Origin of the sequence: Embleya sp. NBC_00888, assembly GCF_045207655.1 — a bacterium.
Taxonomy (GTDB): Bacteria; Actinomycetota; Actinomycetes; order Streptomycetales; family Streptomycetaceae; genus Embleya.
In genome coordinates, this window is record NZ_CP108785.1 from 3,593,361 (window position 1) to 3,616,910 (window position 23,550).

The 23,550-nt window shown below is 72.6% G+C and carries 22 protein-coding genes; 14 read left to right on the forward strand and 8 right to left on the reverse strand.

Annotation, left to right across the window (positions count from 1 at the left end; all coding sequences use genetic code 11):
• Positions 1 to 75: 75 nt before the first annotated feature.
• From OG948_RS50040 to OG948_RS50050, 3 genes are all read left to right on the forward strand, one after another.
• Positions 76 to 1,302, forward strand: a complete 1,227-nt coding sequence (locus tag OG948_RS50040) for a sensor histidine kinase (protein WP_406300695.1) — start codon at positions 76 to 78, stop codon at positions 1,300 to 1,302.
• Entirely contained in the window at positions 1,299 to 1,964 is a 666-nt protein-coding gene (locus tag OG948_RS50045; RefSeq protein ID WP_331771717.1) for a response regulator transcription factor, read from the forward strand. Before OG948_RS50040 ends, OG948_RS50045 begins: the two co-directional genes overlap by 4 nt.
• A gap of 234 nt (positions 1,965 to 2,198) precedes the next feature.
• Positions 2,199 to 4,382 (forward strand): MMPL family transporter, encoded by a 2,184-nt coding sequence (locus OG948_RS50050; RefSeq protein WP_331773563.1) that lies wholly within the window; start codon positions 2,199 to 2,201, stop codon positions 4,380 to 4,382.
• Positions 4,383 to 4,514: 132 nt separating this feature from the next.
• On the opposite strand, the gene OG948_RS50055 is transcribed toward OG948_RS50050, so the two are convergent.
• The 3 genes from OG948_RS50055 to OG948_RS50065 all read right to left on the reverse strand — a co-directional run bounded on the left by OG948_RS50055 (position 4,515) and on the right by OG948_RS50065 (position 7,068).
• Positions 4,515 to 5,246: an ABC transporter permease gene (locus tag OG948_RS50055; protein ID WP_331771718.1), complete on the reverse strand. Its 732-nt coding sequence runs from the start codon at positions 5,244 to 5,246 to the stop codon at positions 4,515 to 4,517.
• Positions 5,247 to 5,728: 482 nt separating this feature from the next.
• Entirely contained in the window at positions 5,729 to 6,322 is a 594-nt protein-coding gene (locus OG948_RS50060; RefSeq protein ID WP_331771719.1) for a hypothetical protein, read from the reverse strand.
• 146 nt (positions 6,323 to 6,468) lie between these two features.
• Positions 6,469 to 7,068, reverse strand: coding sequence for a TetR family transcriptional regulator (locus tag OG948_RS50065; RefSeq protein WP_331771720.1), 600 nt, complete (start codon positions 7,066 to 7,068; stop codon positions 6,469 to 6,471).
• Between the two features lie 210 nt (positions 7,069 to 7,278).
• On the opposite strand from OG948_RS50065, the gene OG948_RS50070 reads away from it, so the two are divergent.
• Together OG948_RS50070 and OG948_RS50075 are read left to right on the forward strand one after the other, a co-directional pair.
• The gene (locus OG948_RS50070) at positions 7,279 to 8,109 is read left to right on the forward strand and encodes a class I SAM-dependent methyltransferase (RefSeq protein ID WP_331771721.1); all 831 of its coding nucleotides are present in this window, start codon (positions 7,279 to 7,281) and stop codon (positions 8,107 to 8,109) included.
• Between the two features lie 157 nt (positions 8,110 to 8,266).
• Entirely contained in the window at positions 8,267 to 8,854 is a 588-nt protein-coding gene (locus OG948_RS50075) for a YdeI/OmpD-associated family protein (RefSeq protein ID WP_331771722.1), read from the forward strand.
• Positions 8,855 to 8,915: 61 nt separating this feature from the next.
• Here OG948_RS50075 and OG948_RS50080 read toward each other — a convergent pair whose 3' ends face one another.
• From OG948_RS50080 to OG948_RS50095, 4 genes are all read right to left on the reverse strand, one after another.
• Entirely contained in the window at positions 8,916 to 9,494 is a 579-nt protein-coding gene (locus OG948_RS50080) for a transmembrane transport protein (RefSeq protein ID WP_331771723.1), read from the reverse strand.
• A 70-nt stretch (positions 9,495 to 9,564) separates the two neighbouring features.
• Entirely contained in the window at positions 9,565 to 9,828 is a 264-nt protein-coding gene (locus OG948_RS50085; RefSeq protein WP_331771724.1) for a hypothetical protein, read from the reverse strand.
• 135 nt (positions 9,829 to 9,963) lie between these two features.
• Entirely contained in the window at positions 9,964 to 10,851 is an 888-nt protein-coding gene (locus OG948_RS50090; RefSeq protein ID WP_331771725.1) for an LPXTG cell wall anchor domain-containing protein, read from the reverse strand.
• Between the two features lie 229 nt (positions 10,852 to 11,080).
• Positions 11,081 to 11,437 carry a hypothetical protein gene (locus tag OG948_RS50095; RefSeq protein ID WP_331771726.1) on the reverse strand — a complete coding sequence of 119 codons (357 nt, stop codon included), beginning with the start codon at positions 11,435 to 11,437 and terminating at the stop codon, positions 11,081 to 11,083.
• A gap of 162 nt (positions 11,438 to 11,599) precedes the next feature.
• Here OG948_RS50095 and OG948_RS50100 point away from each other — a divergent pair, with 162 nt between their 5' ends.
• A complete protein-coding gene (locus OG948_RS50100; RefSeq protein WP_331771727.1) occupies positions 11,600 to 14,533 on the forward strand; it encodes a sigma factor in 2,934 nt (977 codons plus the stop codon).
• Positions 14,534 to 14,587: 54 nt separating this feature from the next.
• Here the strand turns inward: OG948_RS50100 and OG948_RS50105 are convergent, their stop codons facing one another.
• The gene (locus OG948_RS50105) at positions 14,588 to 15,475 is read right to left on the reverse strand and encodes a D-hexose-6-phosphate mutarotase (protein WP_331771728.1); all 888 of its coding nucleotides are present in this window, start codon (positions 15,473 to 15,475) and stop codon (positions 14,588 to 14,590) included.
• A gap of 285 nt (positions 15,476 to 15,760) precedes the next feature.
• On the opposite strand from OG948_RS50105, the gene OG948_RS50110 reads away from it, so the two are divergent.
• The 8 genes from OG948_RS50110 to OG948_RS50145 all read left to right on the forward strand — a co-directional run bounded on the left by OG948_RS50110 (position 15,761) and on the right by OG948_RS50145 (position 23,517).
• On the forward strand, positions 15,761 to 16,096 hold the full coding sequence (locus tag OG948_RS50110; RefSeq protein WP_406300696.1) for an SCO0607 family lipoprotein: 336 nt from the start codon (positions 15,761 to 15,763) through the stop codon (positions 16,094 to 16,096).
• A 244-nt stretch (positions 16,097 to 16,340) separates the two neighbouring features.
• Entirely contained in the window at positions 16,341 to 17,231 is an 891-nt protein-coding gene (locus OG948_RS50115; RefSeq protein WP_331771730.1) for a LysR family transcriptional regulator, read from the forward strand.
• A 196-nt stretch (positions 17,232 to 17,427) separates the two neighbouring features.
• Positions 17,428 to 18,270 (forward strand): MBL fold metallo-hydrolase, encoded by an 843-nt coding sequence (locus OG948_RS50120; protein ID WP_331771731.1) that lies wholly within the window; start codon positions 17,428 to 17,430, stop codon positions 18,268 to 18,270.
• Positions 18,270 to 19,628 carry an ABC transporter substrate-binding protein gene (locus OG948_RS50125; protein ID WP_331771732.1) on the forward strand — a complete coding sequence of 453 codons (1,359 nt, stop codon included), beginning with the start codon at positions 18,270 to 18,272 and terminating at the stop codon, positions 19,626 to 19,628. Before OG948_RS50120 ends, OG948_RS50125 begins: the two co-directional genes overlap by 1 nt.
• The gene (locus OG948_RS50130) at positions 19,625 to 20,617 is read left to right on the forward strand and encodes a sugar ABC transporter permease (protein ID WP_331771733.1); all 993 of its coding nucleotides are present in this window, start codon (positions 19,625 to 19,627) and stop codon (positions 20,615 to 20,617) included. The genes OG948_RS50125 and OG948_RS50130 overlap by 4 nt, the downstream gene beginning before the upstream one ends.
• Before the next feature lie 43 nt (positions 20,618 to 20,660).
• Positions 20,661 to 21,485, forward strand: a complete 825-nt coding sequence (locus tag OG948_RS50135; protein WP_406300697.1) for a carbohydrate ABC transporter permease — start codon at positions 20,661 to 20,663, stop codon at positions 21,483 to 21,485.
• Positions 21,486 to 21,493: 8 nt separating this feature from the next.
• Positions 21,494 to 22,804 (forward strand): ABC transporter ATP-binding protein, encoded by a 1,311-nt coding sequence (locus tag OG948_RS50140; protein WP_331771735.1) that lies wholly within the window; start codon positions 21,494 to 21,496, stop codon positions 22,802 to 22,804.
• Positions 22,801 to 23,517, forward strand: a complete 717-nt coding sequence (locus OG948_RS50145) for an HAD-IA family hydrolase (protein ID WP_331771736.1) — start codon at positions 22,801 to 22,803, stop codon at positions 23,515 to 23,517. Before OG948_RS50140 ends, OG948_RS50145 begins: the two co-directional genes overlap by 4 nt.
• Positions 23,518 to 23,550: the final 33 nt, after the last annotated feature.

Here is a 23,550-nt window from a genome sequence, read left to right on the forward strand (position 1 = left end):
CCGTATCCCGCGCTCGTGCCGGATGCGGCGCTCGCGGGCGGGTCCCCTGCGGGGGCTGCCCCTATGCTGCCGATCATGGGGAGTCTTTCGCGAATATCCGGGTGGGTGCCGCGCGGTCCGGCCATGGGGGCGGTGTGCACGGCGGCCGTCGGCGTACTCGTGGTGGCGTTCACGATCGTGGACATGGCGCCGATGGACAGTACGGACGCGCTGGGCCTGGTGCCGGTCTTCGCCGCGTGCGCCGCGTTGTTCGTCCGCCGGGAGTACCCCGTCACGGTGCTGCTGCTGACCCTGCTGGCGTCGGCGGTGTACTACCCGTTCGTGGTGGCGGACGGACCGCTGTTCGTGACCTTCGCCGTGGCCCTGTACAGCGCGGCGGCGCGCGGGCACCTGGTGATCACCATGGTCGTCGGCGCCGGTTTCGCGACCGCCGTCGGCGTCTCCGAACAGCGCAGCGGCCAGAACCACCTCGCGGACGCCGCGCTGTTCCTGATGTTCGGCTGGATCGTCGCGGTGATCGCGATCGGCGGGATGCTGCACAACCGCAACGCGTACCTGGCCGAGGCGCATCGCCGCGCGGAGGAGGCGGAGCACACCCTGGAGGCCGAGGCCCGGCGCCGTGCGGTGGAGGAACGGCTGCGGATCGCACGGGAGTTGCATGATGTGCTGGGCCACCATCTGTCACTGATCAACGTACAGTCCGGGGCCGCGTTGCACGGTTTCGCGCGTGCCCCGGACCGGGCCGAGCAGGCGCTCGACGCGATCAAGCGGACCAGCCGCGACGCGCTGCGCGAACTGCGCGAGACGCTCGGCGTGTTGCGGCAGGTGGACGAGGAGGCGCCGACGGCGCCCGCGCCCGGCCTGGCCGCGCTCGACGAGCTGATCGCGCACATGGGTCGGGCCGGTATCGAGGTGCGCCTGGAACTACCCGGCGACTCGCGGCCCTTGCCGCCGGCGGTGGATCTGGCCGCGTATCGGATCGTGCAGGAGGCGCTGACGAACGTGACCCGGCACTCGGGGGCGGCGTCGGCCGTGGTGCGGATCGAGTTCGAGGAGAGGCGGGTACGAGTGCGGATCGACGACGACGGGCGGGTCGGCGCGGGGGGTTTCCCGGACGGCCGCGACGCGGCGCGTCCGGAGGACGCCCACGGTGCGGCGGGCGGACCGGGCGGCGGGAGTGGGGTCGCGGGCATGGGCGAACGGGCCCGGGCGTTGGGCGGCGAGTTCGAGGCCGGCGCGCGGCCGGGCGGCGGGTACCGGGTCAGCGCCACGCTGCCGCTGTGCCGGGAGGGCGCCGCGTGATCCGGGTGTTGCTCGCGGACGACCAGGCCCTGGTCCGGGCCGGCCTGCGCTGGATCCTGGACAACGAGGACGACATCACGGTGGTCGGCGAGGCCGTCGACGGCACGGAGGCGCTCGCGCTCGCGGGCGAACTGCGGCCGGACATCGTGTTGATGGACATCCGGATGCCGCGACTGGACGGCCTGGAGGCGGCCCGACGGATCATCGCCGACGAACTCCTCGCCGACGTGCGGGTGGTCATCCTGACCACCTTCGACCTGGACGAATACGTGTACGGCGCGCTGCGCGCGGGCGCGAGCGGCTTCCTGGTCAAGGACACCGAACCGGTCGAACTGATCCACGGCGTGCGGGTGGTCGCCCGTGGAGACGCGCTGATCTCGCCGACGATCACCCGCCGGCTGATCGCCGAGTTCGCCGGCCGGGTCGCGCCGCCGGAACCGGACCCGCGGGTCCAGGCGTTGACCGATCGCGAACGCGAGGTGATGGCCCTGGTCGCGGCCGGGTTGTCCAACGACGAGATCGCGGCCCGGCTGGTGCTGAGCCCCGCGACGGCCAAGACCCACGTGAGTCGGATCATGACCAAGACCGCGGTCCGCGACCGGGCCCAACTCGTGGTGCTGGCCTACGAATCGGGGATGGTGACGCCCGGCTGGTTGGGCTGACCGGATCCGGGTCGGTGCGGGAACGGTTGGGGTCGGTCGGGGGCGGCTCCGGGACGACCCGCAACCGGGGGTGTACACCGGGCGCAACCGTGGGGGTATCCGCCGGCGTGGCGGGCCCACCGGGGGCGTCCGGCCGTACCGTGCCTGCGCAGGACGCCCGGCGGCCGTCCTGCCGAGAGGCTTGTGGACAAGAGACACCACGTCCCCAAGCCCCTCCTGCGGATCGAGGAAGCAATGCCCGAGACCCCGGTTTCCTACCCCCCGCCCGGCGTCGACCCCGGGCCGCCGGCACCGCGACGCACCGACCGCCCGAGCGTGTTCGAGCGCATCGCGAGCTGGGCGCACCGGCGCCGCAAGGCGGCCCTGCTGGTGTGGGTCGCGGTGCTGATCGCGGTCAGCGGCATCGCGATGGCGATCGGCAGCGACTACCACAACGACTTCTCGCTCCCGGGCACCGAGTCCCAGCAGGCCGCCGACACGCTGAAGCGGCACGGCGCCACCCAGGCCGGCGACAGCGTACAGATCGTCCTGCACGACAAGGCGCCGGTGTCGACGCCCGCGACCCGGGAGCGGGTCGAGCGCATGCTCGGCGCGGTACGCGACCTCCCGCACGTGGCCGAGGTGCGCAGTCCGTACGACGACGCGAACGCCGTCTCGCAGGACGGGCTGACCGCGTACGCCACGGTCACCCTGGACGGCGTCGGTACGGACGTGCCCAAGGACGCGGTGACCAGGATCATCGACACCGCGCAGGCCGCCGAGACGCGCGAGGCGACGCTGCGGGTCGAACTCGGCGGTGACCAGATCCGCGGCGCCCAGGAGGGCGGCGGCGGTGCGGCCGAGGGCGCGGGCATGCTCGGTGCGTTGGTCGTCCTGGTGTTCCTGTTCGGTTCGCTCGTGGCCGCCGCCGTGCCGCTGTTGACCGCCATCTTCGCGGTGGGCAGCACCCTCGGCCTGGTCGTGCTCGCCTCGCACCTGGCCAATATCGCCGACTTCACGCCGCCGGTGATGATGCTGGTGGGCCTGGGTGTCGGGGTGGACTACGCACTGCTCATCTTCTCCCGCTACCGCGCCGAACTGCTGCGCGGCGCGGACGCCGAACAGGCCACCCGACGCGCCCTGGACACCGCGGGTCGCACCGTGTTCTTCGCCGCCTGCACGGTGATCATCGCGCTGCTGGGACTGGTCACGCTGGGCCTGGGCTCGCTGCGCGGCGTGGCGCTCGCGGTCGCGCTGACCGTACTGATGACCATGCTCGCGTCGCTGACCCTGCTGCCCGCGCTGCTCGGCCTGTTCGGCAAGCGCATCCGGCGCAACGTCGAGCGCCGTGCGGCCAAGAGCAAGGTCGTCGAGGGCACCCGGTGGCGCTCCTGGGCCGGCCTGGTCCAGCGCCGTCCGTGGCTCGCGCTGATCGTCCCGGTCGTCGCGCTGGTCGGCTTGGCCGCGCCCGCGGTCGACATGCGCCTCGGCTTCGCCGACGCCGGCAACGACGCGGCGGCCAAGACCAGTCGGCAGGCGTACGACCTGCTCGCGGACGGGTTCGGGCCCGGCTTCAACGGGCCGCTGTTCGTGGTCGTCGAGGGTGACGCCGGCGCGGCGGAGCAGACCAGGAGCACGCTCGAGGGCACCCCCGGGATCGCCGCGGTGAGCCCGATCCTGCCGTCCGGTGACCCGCGGGTGTCCACGGTGATCGCCTACCCGAAGTCCGCGCCCCAGGACGAGGCGACCACCAAGCTGGTCGAACACCTGCGCGAGGACGTCATGCCGGGCGTGGAACGCGGCACCGGCGCCACCGTCCTGGTCGGCGGCGGTACGGCCGCCGTCGAGGACTTCGCGGCCAAGGTCGCCGACCGACTGCCGCTGTTCGTGGCGATCGTGGTGGGTCTGTCGTTCGTGCTGCTCCTGCTGGTCTTCCGGTCGATCCTGGTGCCGCTGAAGGCCGCGCTGCTCAACCTGCTCAGCATCGGTGCCGCGATGGGCGTGATCACCCTCGTGTTCCAACACGGCATGTTCGGTGTGCAGGAGGGCCCGATCGAGGCGTTCATCCCGGTGATGATCTTCGCGATCGTGTTCGGGCTCTCGATGGACTACGAGGTCTTCCTGCTCGCCCGTGTCCACGAGGAGTGGCAGCGCACCCGGGACGCCGGGCACGCGGTCCGCGAGGGTCTGGCGACCACCGGCAAGGTGATCACCGCGGCGGCGGCCATCATGATCGTGGTCTTCGGCGCCTTCGTACTGAGCGAGGACCGCATGTTGCAGCAGTTCGGCCTCGGTCTGGCGGTCGCGATCCTGCTCGACGCGTTGGTGATCCGCTGCCTGATCGTGCCCGCGGTGATGCGCCTGTTCGGCGCCCGGGCCTGGTGGCTCCCGCGCCCGCTGGAGCGCGCACTGCCGCGGATCGCTCTCGAACACGACTGACCCGCGAGGCGTCGAGCACACCGGTCGGCCGGCGGTGGCGGCGAAGGACCCACATCCTTCCCCGCCACCGCCCTCGCGCGTTCGACGTGCGGTACGGGGTCGGCCGCGGGTGAGCAGGCTCGGGCACCGCCTTCAGGTGGGTGCGCGCGGGGCCGTCGACGCGAGCAGCAGCAGGAGCAGCTCGATCGCGAGGGTGAGCAGGCAGGCCAGGAGGCCGAGCGCCAACACCGCGCCCTGGACCACCGGATGGTCGCGGTCGAGGATCGCCTCGACCAGGCACGAGCCGAGCCCGGGCCACGCGAACACGCTCTCCGCGATCACCGCGCCGCTCGACAACGCGATGGTGGCGGTGAAGGCGCGGTCCAGGCCGCGGCGCCGCCCACCCCGGCGGCGGACCGCCACCGCGATCCCGAGCGGGACGGCGACGAAGGGCAGTACCGACACCACGGACAGCGCCGACTCGACGGCACGCGGCAGCCGTTGCGCGAGCACGTCGGTCACCGGCTCGCCGCTGCGGAACGAGGTGCCCAGATCGCCGGACGGCAGCCCGGACACGTAGTCGCCGAACTGCGCGACCCGCGACCTGTCCAACCCCAGTTCGTGCCGCACCTGTTCGGTTCGCGCGGAATCCGCGTTCCGGCCGGCGACGACCACGGCCGGGTCCCCCGGCATCAACCGCACGATCGTGAACGTGCCCACGACCAGGACGCCCAACACGAGGACGACCCCCACGAGTCGACCCAACAGACGGCGCACGCCATGCGCGTGCGGATCCTCATCCGGCGGGCACGGATCGACCGGTGGCTCTTCGGCGCCGGTGCCGGTGCCGACGGCGCCGTGGACGCGGGTGCCCGGGATGGTCATGAACGCTCCTTGGCCGGGACGAGAGGAACGGACGGGCGGGGCAGCACAGTTGGGACGGATCCGGGGATGAATGGGTTCCGTGGGAAATGGGATGCCGGAAGCGGCAAGCGGCAAGCGGGTCGTGGCGCGGACGCGGTGCGCCCGTCACCCGCGGCGGTGGGCCACAGGTGACGTGTCGTGGGCCGCGATGTGCGCGGTCCGGCGGCCCGGTTCGTTCTCTCGCCCGGGATAGCCGGTTTCGGCTCGCCGGCCCCGGGCGTCGCCCGACGGGCATCACACGTAACGGCTACGGAGCGCGTGGCGTCCACGTGACGAGACCGGTTACCGGTCGTGCCCGCGCCGGGGCGGCCGACTTCCCGCCGGTGGACGGCTTTCGGTCCTTCGTCCCGTTGGTGGATGCGGCACCCGGCGCGCAGGCGGAGTTTCGGGTGCCTCGGTCTCGGGGCGGTGTTGTCCGAGTGGTCGGCCGGGCGCTTCTCGGGTCAGGTCGGGTTGCTTCGCTGGATGTGATCGAGGACCAGGCGGCCGCGTGGCGAGAGCCGGTAGCCGACGTCCAGGCTTTCGGTGAGGCCGCGTTCCTTGAGTTTGCGGACATCCACCTTGAAGAGGAGCTTCTCCCGGTCGAGGCCGGCGGCCAGGTCGGCGGCGCGTACCGCGGGGTTCGCGTCGATCAGCTCCAACATCGCGGTGGTCCACGGCCCGTGACCGCTTCGTGCGTCCAGGCGGCGCAGTCCCGCGACGATCTCGTCGAGGTCCTTCGCCGACAGGTCGGTGTCCGAGCGCAGGCTCACCCGTGGGTCGGCGCCGACGAAGCGCAGGCCGATCCGGTACAACTGCCGGTCTTCGCCGGGGCGCTGGTGTGCGAGCACTTCCGGTTTGGTGGCGTAGCCGGCGCGTTGGGCGTCCCGGTCGGTCACGCTCGCCTCCGATACGGCCGCGACCTCGTCCACCTCCAGCACGCCGACCTCGGTGCGCAGCGTGCTGCCGAGGCGGACGGCGGGCGTGCGCCGGCGGCGGAAGGCGAGGTCGACGTCGCCGGACGCGATCTTGACCAGTACGTCGTGTGTGAACAACAACGGCAACTCCGTGTCCTGGATCCCGGCCGGCGCATGGCCCCGCCGACGCCGGTGTGCTGCCGGTGTGGTGCCCACGCGGCACGGACGACACACCGGGGTCGACCCCCGAACACCGACGATACGGGCCCGGACGCGGGGCGGACGGCTCAGGTCCGGGGTTCCCGGAGGGTGGGGGCGAGGAGCGTGGTGACGATCCTGTGGACGGCTTCGGGTGTCGGTGGGGTGCCGTTCCGGTCGGCGAAGAGCATGTGGCCGGTGCCGATCAGGGTGGGGGCGAGCGTGTCGATGTCGGCGTCGGCGGCGATGCGGCCGAGGTCGCGTTCGGCGGTGAGGTAGGAGGCGAGCATGGCGGTGGCCTCGGTCAGGACCGGGATGCCGGTCGGCGTGCTGCGGCGGAGGCGGGTGCGCAGGTCGTCGCGGGAGGTGACGAGGCCGACGATCGCGACGGCCACCGATTCGAACAGGCCGGTCAGCGCGCCGGTGACGTTGGCCGCGACGGTCCCGGTGCCGGCCTCCGCGCGCAGGAGGTCGGCTCGGCGGTCGATGCGGGCGATGCGGTCCAGGACGAGGTCGGCCAGGAAGGCGTCGAAGTCGGTGAAGTGCCGGTGCAGGACGCCCTTGGCGCAGCCCGCCTCGGTGGTGACCGCGCGGCTGGTCAGCGCGCTGGGGCCGGCGCGGAGCAGGACGCGCTCGGCGGCGTCGAACAACTGCTCGCGCGCGTCGCGGATGGCCGTTCCGGTGGGCACCGTGCATCGCCTCTTTCTGTCGCCGTCTCTTCATGCCGTCGCGGTCTGTTCGCGCGGTTCGCTCGCGCGGGCTTTCGCGCCGTCCCTTCGCGCCGTCCCTTCGTGCCGTCTCTTCGCGCCGTCCCTTCGTGCCGTGTCGATTCCGTCGATTCTCTCGCGTGCGGGCCGCCTTCGTTGACGAGTGGGCATCTGCCCATTCATAGTGGGCGCATGCCCACTATGCCGCCGGGGCCCGAACGAGTACCCGGTTCCGAAGCCCCACCCCACCTGCACCGCCGGATGGCCGAGTCGTTCGGGATGGATCCCGAACGCTACGACCGGGCCCGGCCCCGCTACCCGGACGCCCTCGTGGCGCGGATCGTGGCCGCCGCGCCCGGGCCCGCCGTCCTCGATGTCGGCATCGGCACCGGCATCGCGGCCCGGCAGTTCCGGGCGGCCGGTTGCGATGTGCTCGGTGTCGAGGTCGACGCGCGGATGGCCGCGTGGGCGCGCGGGCGCGGACTCGACGTCGAGGTGGCCGCGTTCGAGGACTGGGACCCGGCCGGCCGAGCCTTCGACGCGGTCGTCGCCGCGCAGACCTGGCACTGGGTGGACCCGGTCGCGGGAGCGGTGAAGGCGGCCGAGGCGCTGCGGCCCGGCGGGCGGCTCGCCCTGTTCTGGAACGTGGAGCTACCGCCCTCCGAGATCGCGGAAGCCTTCGCCGAGGTCTACCGGCGGATGTTGCCCGACTCGCTCGCGGCACGGCGATGGGCGAGCGGCTCGGTCGGACACGCGGCGCTGTGCGCCGGGGCCGAGGACGGGATACGCGCGGCGGGCGGGTTCGACGAGCCGGAGCGGTGGCACTTCGACTGGGCACGGCGCTACACCCGCGACGAGTGGCTGGATCAACTGCCCACCACCGGCGACCACACCCGGCTCCCGGCGGCCGAGATGGCAGCGTTGTCGGCGGCTGTCGGAGCCGTCGTCGACGCGTCGGGAGGCGCCTTCACGATGCGCTACACCGCGGTGGCGGTGACCGCGTCGCGAACCGGGGTCCGCTGACCGGGCGATCCGGTCGCGGGCTCCGCGCCGGGGCTCGCCTTCGCCGCGCCGGGCGCAATCGCGTGTCGGGCGGCGCGTACGGATGCCGTCGCCTCGCTATGTTGGGCCGCCTCGGGGGAGCGCACTGGGCGATCCTCGCCGGACGGAGGAGCCGCGTGTGTCCACGGAACCCGCTTTCGAGGAAGCCGAGGTGATCGTGTTCCGTGATGTCGCGGAGTTCGAGACCTGGCTGGACACGCACGTCGAACTGGCGGTCGGGGTGTGGCTGAAGATGGCGAAGAAGGGTTCCGGCATCCCGTCGCTGACCAGTGACGAGGCGGTCGACGTCGGCCTTTGCTACGGCTGGATCTCGGGGCAGCGCAAGTCCTACGACGACGACTACTACCTACAGAAGTACGTACCGCGCCGCCCGCGCAGCCGGTGGTCGCAGGTCAACGTGGCCAAGGTCGAGGAACTGAGCGCGGCCGGGCGGATGCGGCCCGCCGGGCTGGCCGAGGTCGAGGCGGCGCAGGCCGACGGTCGGTGGGAGGCGGCGTACGAGTCGCAGCGCGACGCCGTGGTCCCGCCCGATCTGGCCGCCGCCTTGGCGGAGAACCCGCGGGCCGCGCGGGCGTTCGAGGAACTCGGCCGGACGCAGCGGTACGCGGTGATCCTGAAGCTGATCACCGCGCGCACCGCCGCGACCCGTGAGAGTCGGCTGCACAAGGCGATCACCGAACTCGCGAGGACCGACGCCGCCGGCTGACGGACGCCCGCGCCCCGGATTGCGCATGTGCCCAGGTGCGCCATGTGGCCGAGGTGACCGGTTACGGGCTCTCCGCGCGCAGTTCGTCGCGCAGCCGCAGGAGCCGTCGGCGTCGGCCTCGCGCTCGGGCCGGCAGCAGGGCCGACGTGACAACCGGGGTGGTGCCCGTCAGCGCTGTCGTGGTGGTCGCGGTCGTGGTGCCGCGCGAGGCGGCGACCGCGGTGCCGAGGGCGGTGGTCGCGGTGGTCGCGGCGAGGGCGATCGAGGCCGCGAGTACTCGATCGTGACCGTAGAGCGGACGGCGTTCGGTGAGCGCCCGGGCGGCGAAGACGGCCCATGCGGAGCCCACCGGGATCAGCGCGCCGAAGGCGATCCGGGTGCGGACCGGGAGGGCGCCCGGCTCGGTGGCCCGCAGCAGGGCGACGAACGCCGCTCCGCGGCCGCTCGCCAGGCCTACGGCGACGTGCGGCATCCGGGCGCGCAGCGAGGTTTCGGCGGTGATGGCGCGTTCGAGGGATTCCGGGACGGGGATCGCCTTGGGGCGGTCGTGGGAGGGGCACCGGTCCTGCCGCTCGTGCTCGTGCTCGTTCGGGCTCTCGTTCGCGTTCACGTTCGCGTTCTCGTTCGGGTTCCGGTTCACGCCTGGAATCCCCTCTCGGTGAGGATGTCCCGGCGAAGAGGTTCACGACCCGAGGAGTCGACAGGAGTCGTCAAGCCTCCGTGACTCCCTGGATCCGGCTGATCCCGGCGGTGCTCGTGACCACGACGAACGGGTTGGCGATGGCCGCGCGTTGGGCGTCGAGGTACAGCAGGCCGCGCTCGCCGACCGCGAGCGGGGGACCCTCGGTGATGGTCGCGGTCCACCCGCGCGGGAGCACATCGTCGGTGAGCGGCGGGTCGTACAGGTCGAGGGTGACCTCGATCTCGCCTCGGCCCGGCATCGACACCGAACCACGCGTCCGCAGGATGTCCATGTGTCGAGTGTCGGTCGGGCGACTCCCGCGCGCCGGCGGGTCGTGGCGAGGGCGCGGTCGGGCACATCGCCCGACCGCGCCCTCCATCGACTTCCAGGCCGCGCCGTACCCGGACGGCGGAGCGAGTACCGGTCCCTATCGGGTGTTGCGGCGGCGGGCGGTCGCGACGGCGCCGCCGCCGAGGAGCACCAGCGCGCCGCCGGCGAGGGTCAGCGGCATTGCCGTCGCGCTGCCGGTCTTGGGCAGTTCGGTGAGCTTCGAGCCGGTCGCAGGCGCCTTCTCGGCGGTCTCCGGCGTGGGCTTGGCAGTGTCGGGCACGGCCGGGCCGACGACCTTGAACCGGTGGGTGCTGACGTCCTGACCGGGCACCTTCACCATCCAGGGCTGGAGGCTGCCGTCGGTGACCCCGGTCGTGGTCGACGCCTTGATCGTCACCGAGAGTTCGACTGTGACCGACTTGCCCGCCCGCAGGGTGCCGGGGATGTCGAAGTTGACGAGCAGGGACTGCTCGCTTCGGGTGACCGCGAGTGTTTGCGTGGCCTTGCCGGGGAGCCGGTAGCCGACCGTGACGTCGCGGGGCTCGGCGGATGTGTTGCCGCCCGTGAGCGTGAGCAGGATCGCGATCTGCGGGGAGGCGATGTCGTTGTATTCGCTGGTGTTGGTGACCGTCAGGCGGCTCTGGAACGTCTTGCCGCGAGTGACCGTCGACGGCACGTCGGCGGTGAGTGCGAGCCACGGCTTGTAGCCGGGCTCGCCGACGCGCGGGTCGTCCTTGGGGGGCGCGGGCTTGGTGGAGGTGGGGGCCTTGGTGGGGGTGGTGGTCGCCGTGGGGGAGGGAGCCTTTCCGGGGGGCGTGGTCCGGCCGGCACCGGGCGTCGGGGTGGCGGAGGACGAAGGCGGGGTCGTGGCGTCGGCCGCGTGGGCGGTGCCGGCAGCCGCGGGCAGGGCCAGCGCGACCAGGACGGCGATGGGAGTGCCGACCGCGAAACGGCGGGCAAAAGAGTTGATTTCGGGCATGCGCATGACAGAGTCGTCCCTTGCTCAAGTGACGGTGAAAAGAAAGAAAACGCACAACGAACTCGGAGTCCCGGATGCCGCCGGAGCCGGTGTCCCCGGCTCCGCGTACTGGTTCCCGCCGCTCCCGTGTTATTGCTGTTTGCCGCTCTCCATCACATAGACGTGTCTCCGCCGTGCCGGTTGCGTCCGAAGTGAAAATTGGTGAGCGGGTTCTTCAGGTACCGCGGCGAGCCCGTCAGGGGCAGTCGTGGAACGAGCGGGCCTCTGGGGTGAGGGGTGCGCAGAAGTCGTCGATGTGGTCGCCGACTTGGTGTGCGACGTAGGTGAGACCGGCCGGCAGGATCGCGTAGGTCACGATCGCCACGACGACTCGACCGTAGGAGGCCGCGGAGGCGGCTTGGGCACGGTGCGGCCTGCGGGGAGGGTAGATCAGCGGCACCGGCGAGCCGGGGCGGTGGCGGCCCTCGACCGTGCAGCGGTGCGGAACGCGGTTGTGGTCGGTGTAGGCGACGGTGGTCACGTACACGTAGTAGACGTCGTGGCCGGTTCGGTCGGGGTCGGAGCTTGCCCGGGGGCGGCGAGATCTCTCCATTTTTCGAGCGCCGATTTCGTGTGCCGCGCTGTGATGCGCGCTTTCCCGGACCAACGCTCGTCCGTTGCCGGATAATTGGGCGCGCGAAAAGTGGAGAGATCCTCGCCCCTCGGCCCACGTTCCGGGTGACAGAGCCGCGTTGCCATTTTTGCGGAGGGTGCCATGACACAGACCCGACCGGACCTGCCCGGAGACCTGCCGTCGGATCGGCGGCCGCCGGAGCTCCCCCAGGTCCCCGACGAACCGGCCGCGCCGCCGGCCGAGGACACCGAGTCGCCGGGCACCGAGCCTGGTTCGGCCTGGAGTTCGGTCCCGGGTTCGGGTCCGAGCCCGGGTTCGAGTGGGGGTTCGGAGTGGGACCCGGGTTCGGAGTGGGACCCAGGCGCGGATGCGGATGGGGACGCCGACACGGACGCGGAAGTGCGTTCGGGTTCCGATCCGGGTGCGGACGACACGTGGCAGCGGTTGCGTGACGGTGACGAGGACGCCCGGATCGCGTTGTACGAGCGTCACCACGACGTGTTGGTTCGCTGGTTCCGGGCGAATCTGCCCTCGGCGGCCGAGGCCGACGACTTCGTCAGCGAGGTGTTCGTCCGCGCGCTCGATGGCATCGCCCGCGACCTGAAGCCGCGTCGGGGCGTCGACCGGTGGTTGTGGGGCATCGCCAGAAACCTGTGGAAGGCGGAGTTGACGGCGCGGCGACGTGCCGCCGGCCGGCCCATCGAGGAGGACGCCGCGCCGGACGTGAAGAACGCGGTCGCCTCGGGGGCGGTCACGGTCGGCACCGACCTCGGCCACGCGTACGGCAAGACCCAGGCCTTCGCCGCGCTCTACACCGACACCGACGCGTTGTCGAAGACCCAACGCGCGGTGGTGAGCGCGCACTTGGACCACACGCTCGCCGAGATGCGGTTGGTCAGGGGTGCCGAGCTCGCCGCCCATCTGGGGTGGCCACGCGTCAAGGTCGACCGCGAACTCAGCCGCGGTCTGAAGAAGGTGCGCGAGCGGGTGGGGCTGTTGGCGGCGGCGCGCTCGGTGCGCTCCTGCTCCGAGGCCGCCCAAGTCCCGGGGCTCGCAGGGTTGTTCGTCGCCGAGGAGGCCGGGTCCGCCCTGGTTCCGACCCGCGCGGAGTATCGCGCGCTCGGGGCGCACGCGAAGACGTGTGGGCGCTGCTCCGCCGTGGCCGAGGACGCCGTCCTGCAACGCACCTGGGTACTCGGCCCGGGCCTGGCGTTGGCGGCGGCCCGACAGGGCACGGACGAGGACGAGCGGCGCCGCGCGGCGGTGGCCTGGTGGACGGGTCGTCCCGCCGCGGCCGAAGCCGCACCCGCGACCACGGCCGAGGCGGCCACCGCCGAGGCCGCCTCGGTGCCATCCGGCGTGACCCCGGAGGTGGTCGCGTCCGCGGCCGCCGCGGCACCCGCACCGGCCGATCCGGGCCGGTTCGGTGAGATCGCGCGAATCGTACGCCCGGCCCTGGAGGCCGTCGCCCGGCCGCTGGTCACCGGTACGCGTGCCGTACGCGACGCGGTCCTGCAGCAGTTGTTGCGCCTTCCCGGTGTCGCCCCGGCGGTGAGTACCGCCTCCCGACTCGCCACCGACAATCCCATGGCGGTCCGCGTCGGCGGCACGGTCGTCGACCTGGTCGCGGCGGCCGCCCTGACGTTGCTGGCGGTGGCGCCCGACACCGCGCACACGCCGTCCGCCCGGCCGTCCCCCGGCTCTTCGGCGACCCCCGGCGGTGCGGGTGGCGACCCGTCGGCGAACCCCGCGGCGGACGGCATTCCGCCCGCGAGTCCCGCCCCGACGGATTCCTCGGGGCCACCGCTTCCCGGCGACACCTCAGCGCCCGGCGGCGCGACGCCCCCCGGCGATGCGGAACCCGGCGGCGGCCGGCCGGGCGCGGTTCCCGGCGAAACCGGTTCCGGCCCCGGCCCCGACCAGGGCCGTGCGGGCAACACGCCGGGGACGGGCGGCCGAGCCGGCACCGGTGGCACCGCCGGCACCGGCGGCAGCACACCGGGCGGCGGTGGCGACGGTGCGAGCAGCGGCCCGGTTCCGGCGGCCTGGGGCTTTTGGCAGGTTCGCTACGCCGACGATCCGATCGGCAGCACGCGCGAACTGTCGCCGTCCCCGCAACGCCCGGACAGCCACGAGCCGAATTGGACCTACGGCGCGTGGCGGCTCGGCAACCCGCCCGTCGTCAAGACGGTACGGGTCACGCACACCGACGTCGGCCGGCATGTGGTGATCCTCCCGGACAGCGGCGCGCCCGGCGGCATCGCCCAGGTCGGGGTGTCCGACTACGCCGCGAACGGCGTGTCCTGCCAGCCCGTCCGGTGGTGGCCGGACGGTACCGACGAGAGGATCGAGGTCGCCTGCTTCAACCGCGCCGGCAATCCCGCCGACGTCCCGTTCACCGGCCTGTTCCTCGCCGGCGACCGCAACGGCCCGTACGGTCAGACGGGTTCGCGCGGCTACGTGCACGCCGGCGACCCGACCGCCGCGCGCCAACTCCCCGCCGCGGCGTCTCGGCAGAACACCGGCCCGGTGACCCGTACCGGTACCGGCCGCTACACGGTGGCGGTCGCGGCGGACACGGAGTCCGTGCAGGTCTCGCCGATCGGGACGGCGCCCCGGCACTGCGCGGTCGCCGGCCTGTCCGCCGGCACCGCGTCGGTGGCCTGCACCACGCACACCGGAGCGCCGGCCGACACCGCCTTCGTACTGAGCCACACCGGCCGACAGAGCATGCTCGACGACGGTCGGGTCCCGCACGCGGTGCAACTGACCGTCGCCGACGCACCCGGCGCCGGCGCGCCGACGATCACCCGGTCGTGGATGTCCCGGCCGGGTTCGGCGACCGTGACGCGCACCGCGACCGGCCGCTACACGCTGCACCTGTCGGTCGGCTACATGACCAGCTACGCCCACCTGACGGCCACCGGCGGCGGGTACTGCACCACGGTGCTGCGCAACGACTACGGCGCCAAGGACGACGTCCTCATGTACCTGGCCTGCTACACCCCGACCGGCACACCGGCGGACAACGGATTCCAGCTCGCCTACACGACCGCGTCGCCGCACTACCCGTAGCGTGGCGATCCCGTTCGCCCGGACGGGATCGCCACGCCCGGCCGCGCGGAGCCGCTACGCGTCGGGCACGACGCGCAGGGTGCTGCTCAGCCGTGTGGGCGCCGCCGGATCGCTCACCAGGGGCCGGGAGACGCGGGCGGTCTCCACGCAGACGAACTCCCGATGGCCGTCGTCGGGTATGTCGGCCATGGTGCGCGCGAGGTCGGCTCCGGGGTTCCACACGACCACGTCGCTGTGTCCGTCGTGGCGCACCTCGACGACGCGCTTGCCGGCGACGTCCCGGACCAGGCTCACGTCGCCGGGTCGGGTGTAGACGCGGTCGACACGTTCGTGGAAGGCGATCCCGTCCGGTTCCGGAGCCGGGTTCGACTCCACCGGCGGGTCGGGGACCTTGTCGACGTACGGGCCGTGCACGCCGGTGACCCGCGCCTCGTCGAGCTCGCCGACCCGCAGGTAGGTGTGCAGTGCGGCGGTGCTCTCGAAGTCGCCCCGGGCCTCCAGTTCGATCCGGCACTCGCGACCGAGCGTGAACCGGGCGAACACCTCGAACTCGTGCGGCCAGTATGCCCGGGACTCCTCGCTCGCACGCAGCACCAGGGTCAGCCGCACCGCGTCGTCGTCCTCGTGCGCGTCGAGCAGCGTCCACGGCAGCACACGGGCGAAGCCGTGGTTGGGTCGACCGGCCGGGCCGAACCACGGCCAGCAGATCGGCACCCCGCCGCGCACCGCACGCCCCTCCGCGAACTCGGCGGCCTCGCTCAGCCACAACACCGGTTCCTCGCCCGTCGGCTGCCAGGACAGGAGTTGGGCGCCCTGGAGGGTGAGCGCTGCGCGTACCCGCGGGTGGGTCACCACGACCACCGGTAGCGCGCCGACCCGACGCAGCGTGATGTGGGCGTCCAGCCGCCGGACGACGGGAAGGGCGAATACGTCTTCGGGCACGTCAAGGCCTCTCGCGTTCGTCGGGGCGCCGTCGCGCACTGAACCCGCCACGATGCCACAACCGCATGCGCGCGACGGAACCACCCACGACGTCGGCGGGTTCACCGCGCCGCCGGCCGCGCGAGCCGGCACGGGGCACGCTTGTCGTGGCAGCCGACCGCAGGCCGCCGCACGCTCGCGATTCATCTCCCGACGGGCTGCGGAGTTCGTGACTCGGGAAAGGTGCGAGTCGGCGTCCTGCGGGCAGACGACCATCGGACGAAGGAAGAAGGGGGACGGCGGATCGTGTGGACGAATCGTCGAGGGACGGGGAGCACCACCGTCGAGGGGCGCGGCTTTCGCGGTGCGGCGGTCGCGGTCGGGATCGTCGCGGTGGCGGTGGTCGCGTGTCTCGTGTCGGCCGCGTGCTCGACGCGGGAGCGCATCTGTAGGTCGGGCGAATATCCGGTGAAGTCGGTCGGCAGCAGCACCGGCCGAACCTGCGTGCCCAACGGTCGGGAGCCGGAGCCGGGCTGGGTCCGCTACCCCGAGGGCAAGGTGCCCCGATACCTCGACGACAAGTGGGACAAGCACTGGTCCACGACCGTCTTCGACGCCGACGGCAACATCGTCGCGGGCTGACCCAGCGTCGGCGCGTTCCGGCGTGGGCCCGTCGTGGCGGAGTCGAGGTCGCGCGGAGCGGTGCCGCGCCCGCCCTTCCCGCCGGCGCGGGCCACGCCCGCATTCGCGGCCGGCTCGCGCCCCGGCTTCGGCGGCTGGGCCGGCGATGTTTGCCGGATCGGCACTTCGGTGTCATCGGGGGTTGTGTGCCCGCGGCTAGGTTGGGCAGGGCACGCGGCGCTCCGGGATGCGGGAAGGGTGGCACATGGAATTCCGTTACCTGGAGTCTTTTCTCGCGATCGCCGACGAACTGCATTTCGGCCGGGCCGCCGAACGGCTGCATCTCGCGCAACCCTCGCTGAGCCAACAACTCCAGCGACTCGAAAAGGAATTGGGCGTCGTCCTGGTGGCCCGCACCTCGCACGAGGTGCGGCTGACCCCCGCGGGAATGGTGTTCCGGGCCGAGGCACAGAACATCGTCGAGCGATTGGCCAAGGGCGCGGAGCTCGCCCGCGAGGCGGCGGCCGGTCGGGTCGGCACGGTCCGGGTCGGGTTCAACTTCCCGGCCGGGCAGCGGGTGCTCCCGCCGACGTTGCAACGGCTGGCCGAGGACCATCCGGGCGTGCTCACCTCGCTGTGGGAGAAGCGCAGCGGACCGCAACTGACCGGGCTGCTCGCCGGTGAACTGGATGTCGCGCTGACCTTCGGGCGACCGTTGAGCGCGCGGCTGCGATCGAGACGGTTGTTGTCCTTGCCGCTGGTGGCGGTGGTCGGCGACGGCCATCCGTGGGCCCGACGCGCCCACGTGCCCTTTCGTGAACTCGCGCACCAGCCCTGCGTACTCTTCCAGCGCGACCAGAGTCCGGCGATGTACGACACCATCGTGCGCGCCGCCCAGGACAGCGGCATCAGTCTGACCATCGCCGCGGAGGTGGACGACACCGGCGCCACCGGCGTGGTGGTCTCCACCCGACCGGTCGTGGGCTTCGCGTCGGAGGCGGTACGCGCGACCCAACCGTCGGCGCGGGGGCTGAGCGTGGTCCCGTTCGTCGACCCGGTGCCGATGCTGAGCCTGGACGTGGTCTGGCGCGCCGACGATCACGATCCCCTGGTGGCGGCGTTCCTCGACAGCGTCGAGACGGTCGAGGCCGCGTAGTCGCGGCGCGTTGCGCTCGACGTGCCGGCCGCATTCCACGCACGCGGCATTCGCGTTGCCGACCGCGCACGCACTCGGCGATTGTCCGTGCCAATGGCGCGTTAGGCATTTGCTCATTGCCGGTCCACGGCGGGTGAATCACGATTTCGGTGCGGAAGGCAGCGCCTTTCGCGTCGACTCTCGGATCGGAATCGCAATGCAACTCACCGTGCTCGGCTGCCGTTCGGGCATGCCGGCCGACGGGCAGGCCAGTTCGGGCTATCTCGTCACCTCGGCCGGCGCCGGCATCCTTCTCGACTGCGGGCCGGGCGTGATGACCGGCCTGGGCGCGGTCACCCGGCCGGATCGACTCGACGCCGTGGTGATCAGCCACATGCACCTGGACCACTGCTACGACCTGCTCCCGCTCGGCAAGCGGCTGTTGGCCGCCACCGTGCCTTACCCCGGCGAGCTGCCCGAATCGTTCAAGCGGGTCGCGCTGCCGCCGCCGCGTACCGATCGGGGACGGCTGCCGCTCTACGTACCGATCGGCGCCCGCGACGTGCTGGACCGGCTCGCGGCGCTCTTCCCGGTCAGCACCATGCCGCTCCTGGACCAGGCGTTCGAATCGGCCTTCGAGGTACGCGAGTACACACCCGGGGACGCCTTCACCGTCGCCGACTGCCGGGTGGACATGCGCGAACTGCGGCACGCCTCGCCCAACTGCGGGGTGCGCGTCGAAGGCCCCGACGGTGTCCTCGTCTACACCGGCGACACCGGGGTGACCGACGCGCTGCCGGAACTGGCCCGCGATGCGGACCTGCTCCTGGCCGAGGCCACCCTGGAGCAGACCGACCTCGGCGCGCACGGTCACCTCAGTGCAGCGGACGCCGGGCGCGCCGCCGCCGCGGCCGGGGCCGGACAACTCGTGCTGACCCACTTCGTCACCGCCGACCCGCTCTGGCTGGAGGCCCGCAAGGCGGAGGCGGAGGCGGTCTACGCCGGCCCGGTACGCCTGGCCCACCCCGGCGCCCGATTCGACGTTCGGAAAGGCTCCTGATGCACGCGACCCGAACACCGGCGACCCGAACGCGGGTCGTCGGCAATGCGGCGGCCGGTCCCGTCCTCGCCCGCAGATCCCTGCTGGGCCTGCTCGGCCTGGCCGCGCTCAGCGCGTGCGGCGCGGATGAGGGCAGCGGCGGAGGCGGCAAGACCGTCACGCTCGACTTCCTCTCCTACAACCACGGCACCCCCGACCTGGGCGGACAGGGCACGCAGAAGCTCATCGACGCCTTCCACGCGGCCAACCCCGACATCCGGATCCGCCCGCAGGGCGTCGCGGTCAAGGACGTGCTGACCAAGCTGCGCACCGACACCGCCGCCGGCAATCCGCCCGACGTCGCGCAGATCGGCTGGAGCAAGATGGCCGAGGCGTACGCGAACCTGCCGCTGGTGCCCATCCAGGACATCCCGTCGCCGGCCGACTGGCAGGCCCACGTCGCCGGCATGTCGCAGGGCGTACTGGCCGCCGTACGGCACGACGGCAAGGTCAGGGCGATGCCGTACACGATGTCCGTCCCCGTGCTGTTCTACAACGCCGACCTCTTCCGCAAGGCCGGGCTCGACCCGGACCGCGCGCCGCGCACCGTCGCCGAGATCAAGGACGCCGCCCTGGCGGTGACCCGAACCGGGGCGCAGGGCGTCTACTTCGCCGTCGCCGACGCGGGCAAGTCCGACTACCTGACCCAATCGGTGATCGCGAGCAACGGCGGTACGCTGCTGCGCCCCGACGGCAGCCCCGCGCTCGCCGACCCGGCCGCCGTCGGCGCGCTCACCGTCCTGCGGGACCTCACCGTCTCCGGCGCCGCTCCGGCGGTGTCCGCGAACGACGCCGTCGCGACCTTCGCGGCCGGCAAGCTGGCCATGATCGTGCTCAGCACCGCCGCGCTGACCAACTTCGAGAAGGCCGCGGACGGAAAGTTCGACCTGCGCACCGCCGGCTTCCCGCGCTTCACCGACGCGCCCGCGCGGCCCACCTACTCGGGCGCGGGCCTGGCCGTACTCACCAAGGACAAGGCCCGGCAGCGAGCCGCCTGGCGGTTCGTCAGCTTCCTCACCGGCGCCCAGGGATTCACCGTGATCACCCGGGACATGGGCTACCTGCCGCTGCGCCCGGCACTGGTGACCGACCCGGCCCACCTGGCCGGCTACTTCGCCCGGAACAAGCGCCTGCTGCCCGCGCTGGACCACCTCGACTCGGTCACCCCCTACACGTTCTTCCCCGGACGCAACGCCAATCAGGCGGTGCTGGCCCTCCAGGACGAGGCGGTGGAGCCGATCGTGCTGCGCCGGGCCGACCCGGCCAAGACGTTGGCCGAGACCGCGGCCAAGATCCGCTCCCTGGCCGCACGATCGTGACCTCGACGACGACACCGCGCGTCGGCGCCGGGGCCGAACGGGTGCCGGGGCCGGGGGAGTCCGGTGCGCGAACCGGCGAACGACGCACCCGCACACGGCGGGACGGGCGCGCCGGCCCCTGGCTCTACCTGACGCCGATGTTGCTGTCCCTGGTCGTATGGGTCTACGGGCCGCTCGTGTTCACCGGCGTGCTCAGCTTCCTGGACTGGGACCTGACCTCGGATCGGCGACCGTTCGTCGGCACCGACAACTACGAACGACTGTTCGGCGAACCGGAGTTCCCCAGGGCGATCCGGCGCACGGTGCTGTACGTGGCGTTGATGGCACCGTTCGCCACACTCGTCCCGCTCGGCCTGGCGATCATGTTGTGGAAGCGGCCCGGGCGTACGTCGGAGATCTACCGCGCGCTGCTCTTCCTGCCCGTCGTGCTGGCGCCCGTGGCCACCGCCGTCTCCTGGCAGTTCGTGCTCAACCCGCTCCAGGGAGTGGCCAACGCCGCTCTGGGCGGCCTGGGTTTCGCCTCCGATCGCAATTGGCTCGGCGACCCCGACACCGCTCTGCCGGTGGTGGTGGCGGTCACCGCGGCGAAGATCGTCGCACTGAACATGTTGCTGTTCGGCGCCGCCCTCGCCGGGATCGACCGACGCGGCATCGAGGCCGCCCGGGTCGAGGGCGCCACCGAATGGGAGATCACCCGGTTCGTGGTCTGGCCGCAACTGCGCCGGACCACCGCGCTGCTCGGCTTCGTGTGCGTCGTGCTCGCCGGTCAGTGGGTGTTCACCAACGTCGCCGTGCTCACCCAGGGCGGACCCGACGGCAGCACCGACAACGTCTACCACCGGCTCTACACCTACGGCTTCACGTTCTTCGACATCGGCGCCGCCTCGGCCGCGGCGGTCGTCATCGTCCTCGCGCTCACCGCCCTGTTCGCCCTGCGGATCCTGGTCGGGCGCGTCACCGGGAGGTTCGCACGTGCCGGTTCACGCTGACCCGTCCACCCCGCGTCCCGCCGACCGGCGGTCCCCCACGCGCTTGCGACGCACCGTACGCCTCCTGCGCGCGGCGGGCCGACACGCGGTGCTGATCGCGGTGGCCGCGGCGATGCTCTTCCCGGTCCTGTGGGCGCTGATCACCTCGTTCAAACCCGCCAACGACATCTACGGCACCGACCCCGTGCCGTGGCCGGCGAGCCTGGAGCACTACCGCGTCGCCCTCGACGACTTCCCGATCGCGCGGCTCCTGGTCAACACCTTCCTGATGGCCGCCGGCGTGACCCTCGCGCAACTCGCGGTCGGCGTACTCGCCGCATACGCCCTGGTCCGCTTCCACGTTCCGCTGCGCGGCTGGATGATGGGCGCGCTCGCGGTGGCCCTGGTCGTACCGACCCAGTCGCTGATCGTGCCGCACTTCCTGATGCTCGCCGAACTCGGTTGGCGCAACTCCTATCCCGGACTCGTGCTGCCGCAACTCTCCGGCTGCGCACTGGCCGTGCTGCTCCTGCACGAGCACGTCAAGGCCATCCCGCCCGGCCTGCTCGGGGCCGCCGCGCTGGAGGGCGCGACGCCGTGGGAGACGCTGCGGTTCGTCGTGCTCCCGCTGCTGCGCCCCGCCCTCGGCGCGGTCGCCGTACTGGTGTTCATCAGCACCTGGAACGAGTACCTGTGGCCGCTGCTGGCCGCGCCCGCCCGCGACCACACCACCATCCAGGTGGGATTGCAGCTCTTCCAGAACCAGGAAGGCCCCAACCCCGGGCCGCTGCTCGCGGCGGCCATGTTGTCCACGCTGCCCGTCGTGGTGGTCTACCTGCTCGCCTCCCGTCGCGTCGCCGACGCGTTCCTCCACTCCGGATTGCGGTGACCCCCGACATGACCGACCGACCCGCCGCAGGCGGGATCGTGCTGCGCGATCTCGTCAAGTCCTACGGCGACTCCCCCCGACCGGCCGTGGATCTTCCGGAACTGGCCATCCCACCAGGCTCGTTCACCGTCGTGGTGGGCCCGTCGGGATGCGGCAAGTCCACCGCGCTCCGGCTGATCGCGGGCCTGGAGACACCCGATACGGGACACATCGCCATCGACGGCGTCGAGGTCACCGACCTCCTGCCCGGCCGACGCGATCTGTCCATGGTCTTCCAGGACTTCGCGCTGTACCCGCACATGACCGTCGCGGAGAACGTGGGCTTCGGACTGCGCATGCGGGCCCGGCACGACCGGCGCCGCGGTCTGGCCGCACGACTGGTCCCCGGCGGGCGCGACCGCGCGGGCACGCCGACCGCCGCGTCCCGGGCCGAGATCGCCGAGAGCGTACGCCGGGCCTGCGCCCTCGTCCGCCTCGACGGCAAGGAGCACCGGCGTCCGAGCCAACTCTCGGGCGGCGAACGCCAACGCGTGGCGCTGGCCCGCGCTCTCGTGCGCGGCCCTTCGGTGCTGCTCCTGGACGAACCCCTGTCCGCCCTGGACGCCCAACTGCGCCAGCACGCGCGCGCCGAACTCGTGCGTCTGCACCGAGAGTTCGGCTGCACCGCGGTACTGGTCACGCACGACCAGCTCGAAGCGTTGTCGATGGCCACCCACCTGGTCGTGCTCGACGCCGGGCGGCTCTCCCAGGCGGGCTCCCCGCAGGAGGTGTACAGCCGACCCGCCAACACGTTCGTGGCCGGCTTCCTGGGCAGCCCGGCGATGAACCTGCAACCGGTCGAGCGGACCGGGACACGCCCGGACGCGGCCACCGGGCCCGCTCTGCACGCGCCCGGACTGCGCGCTCGACTCCCTTGTCTCAAAGACCCGTTGCCCGAGGGCGCATTGCTGCTGGGCTGGCGGCCGGCCGACGGCGTACTCGACCCGACACCGGGGGAGGGGCGCACCGGCACCGAGGTGGACGAGCCCGAACACCGCGCCGACGGCCTCGTTCTGGACGGCGTCGTGGACATCGTCGAATACACCGGCGACGGCCGCGTGGTGACCTGCCGCGGCGCCGTCGACGGCGGATCGTCGTGGGCGGTCACCGTCCCCGCGGAGGGCCCCTTCCGGGCGGCCGGCGACCGGATCCGGGTTCGGGTCTCCGCCGAACGCCTGCACCTGTTCGGCCCGGACGGCCGACGCCTGGACACCGACCCCGCCCCGCCCGGCGGCGGGATCGCCGCCCGCTCCCGCCTCGGCCGCGCGGTCCGGGCATGAGCGCCCCTCGGCCCACCATGGTGTGGAGCGACTTCGGGGGCGTCCTGACCTCCCCGATCGACGAGGCGCTCGACCGCGTCCTGGCCGCGGCCGGTCTCCCCGAACACGCGTTCCTCGACGCCGTGCGGCGCGTCGCCGACGACCTCGCGCCGCACACCGGATGCGCGGCCGCGTTCGAGGCCCTGGAACGCGGCCGGGTCTCACAGGCCGAATGGGGCCGCCGGGTGACCGCCGCCCTCGCCCCGGACCTGATCCCGCGCATCGACCTGACCAGCTTCGGCGACCACTGGTACACGGACCGCCGTATCGACACCCACCTCCTCGCCGAACTGCACGCGCTGCGGCAACAGGGCACACGCATCGGGTTGCTCACCAACAGCGTCGCGGAATGGGAACCGCACCGGCGGGCCCTGCTGCACGCCGCGGCCCCACACCTGTTCCCGGGCCTGTTCGACACCGTGATCGCCTCCCACGTGTGCGGCCTGAGCAAGCCCGACCCGCGCATCCTCGCGCACGCCGAGCGGGTCGCCGGGGTGGTGCCACGACAGTGCCTGCTGATCGACGACGTCGCGGCGAACTGCGCCGCGGCCCGCGCCCGGGGCTGGCGGGCGATCCACCACGTGGCCGCTCCGACCACGGTCGCGGCCCTCGCCGCCCTGCTCGCCTCGGACGCGCCGTCGACGGGCGACGAAAGCGGGACCGGCGGGGCGTGAGCCAACGGCCCCGGTCCAGGGCCGAACCGCTCA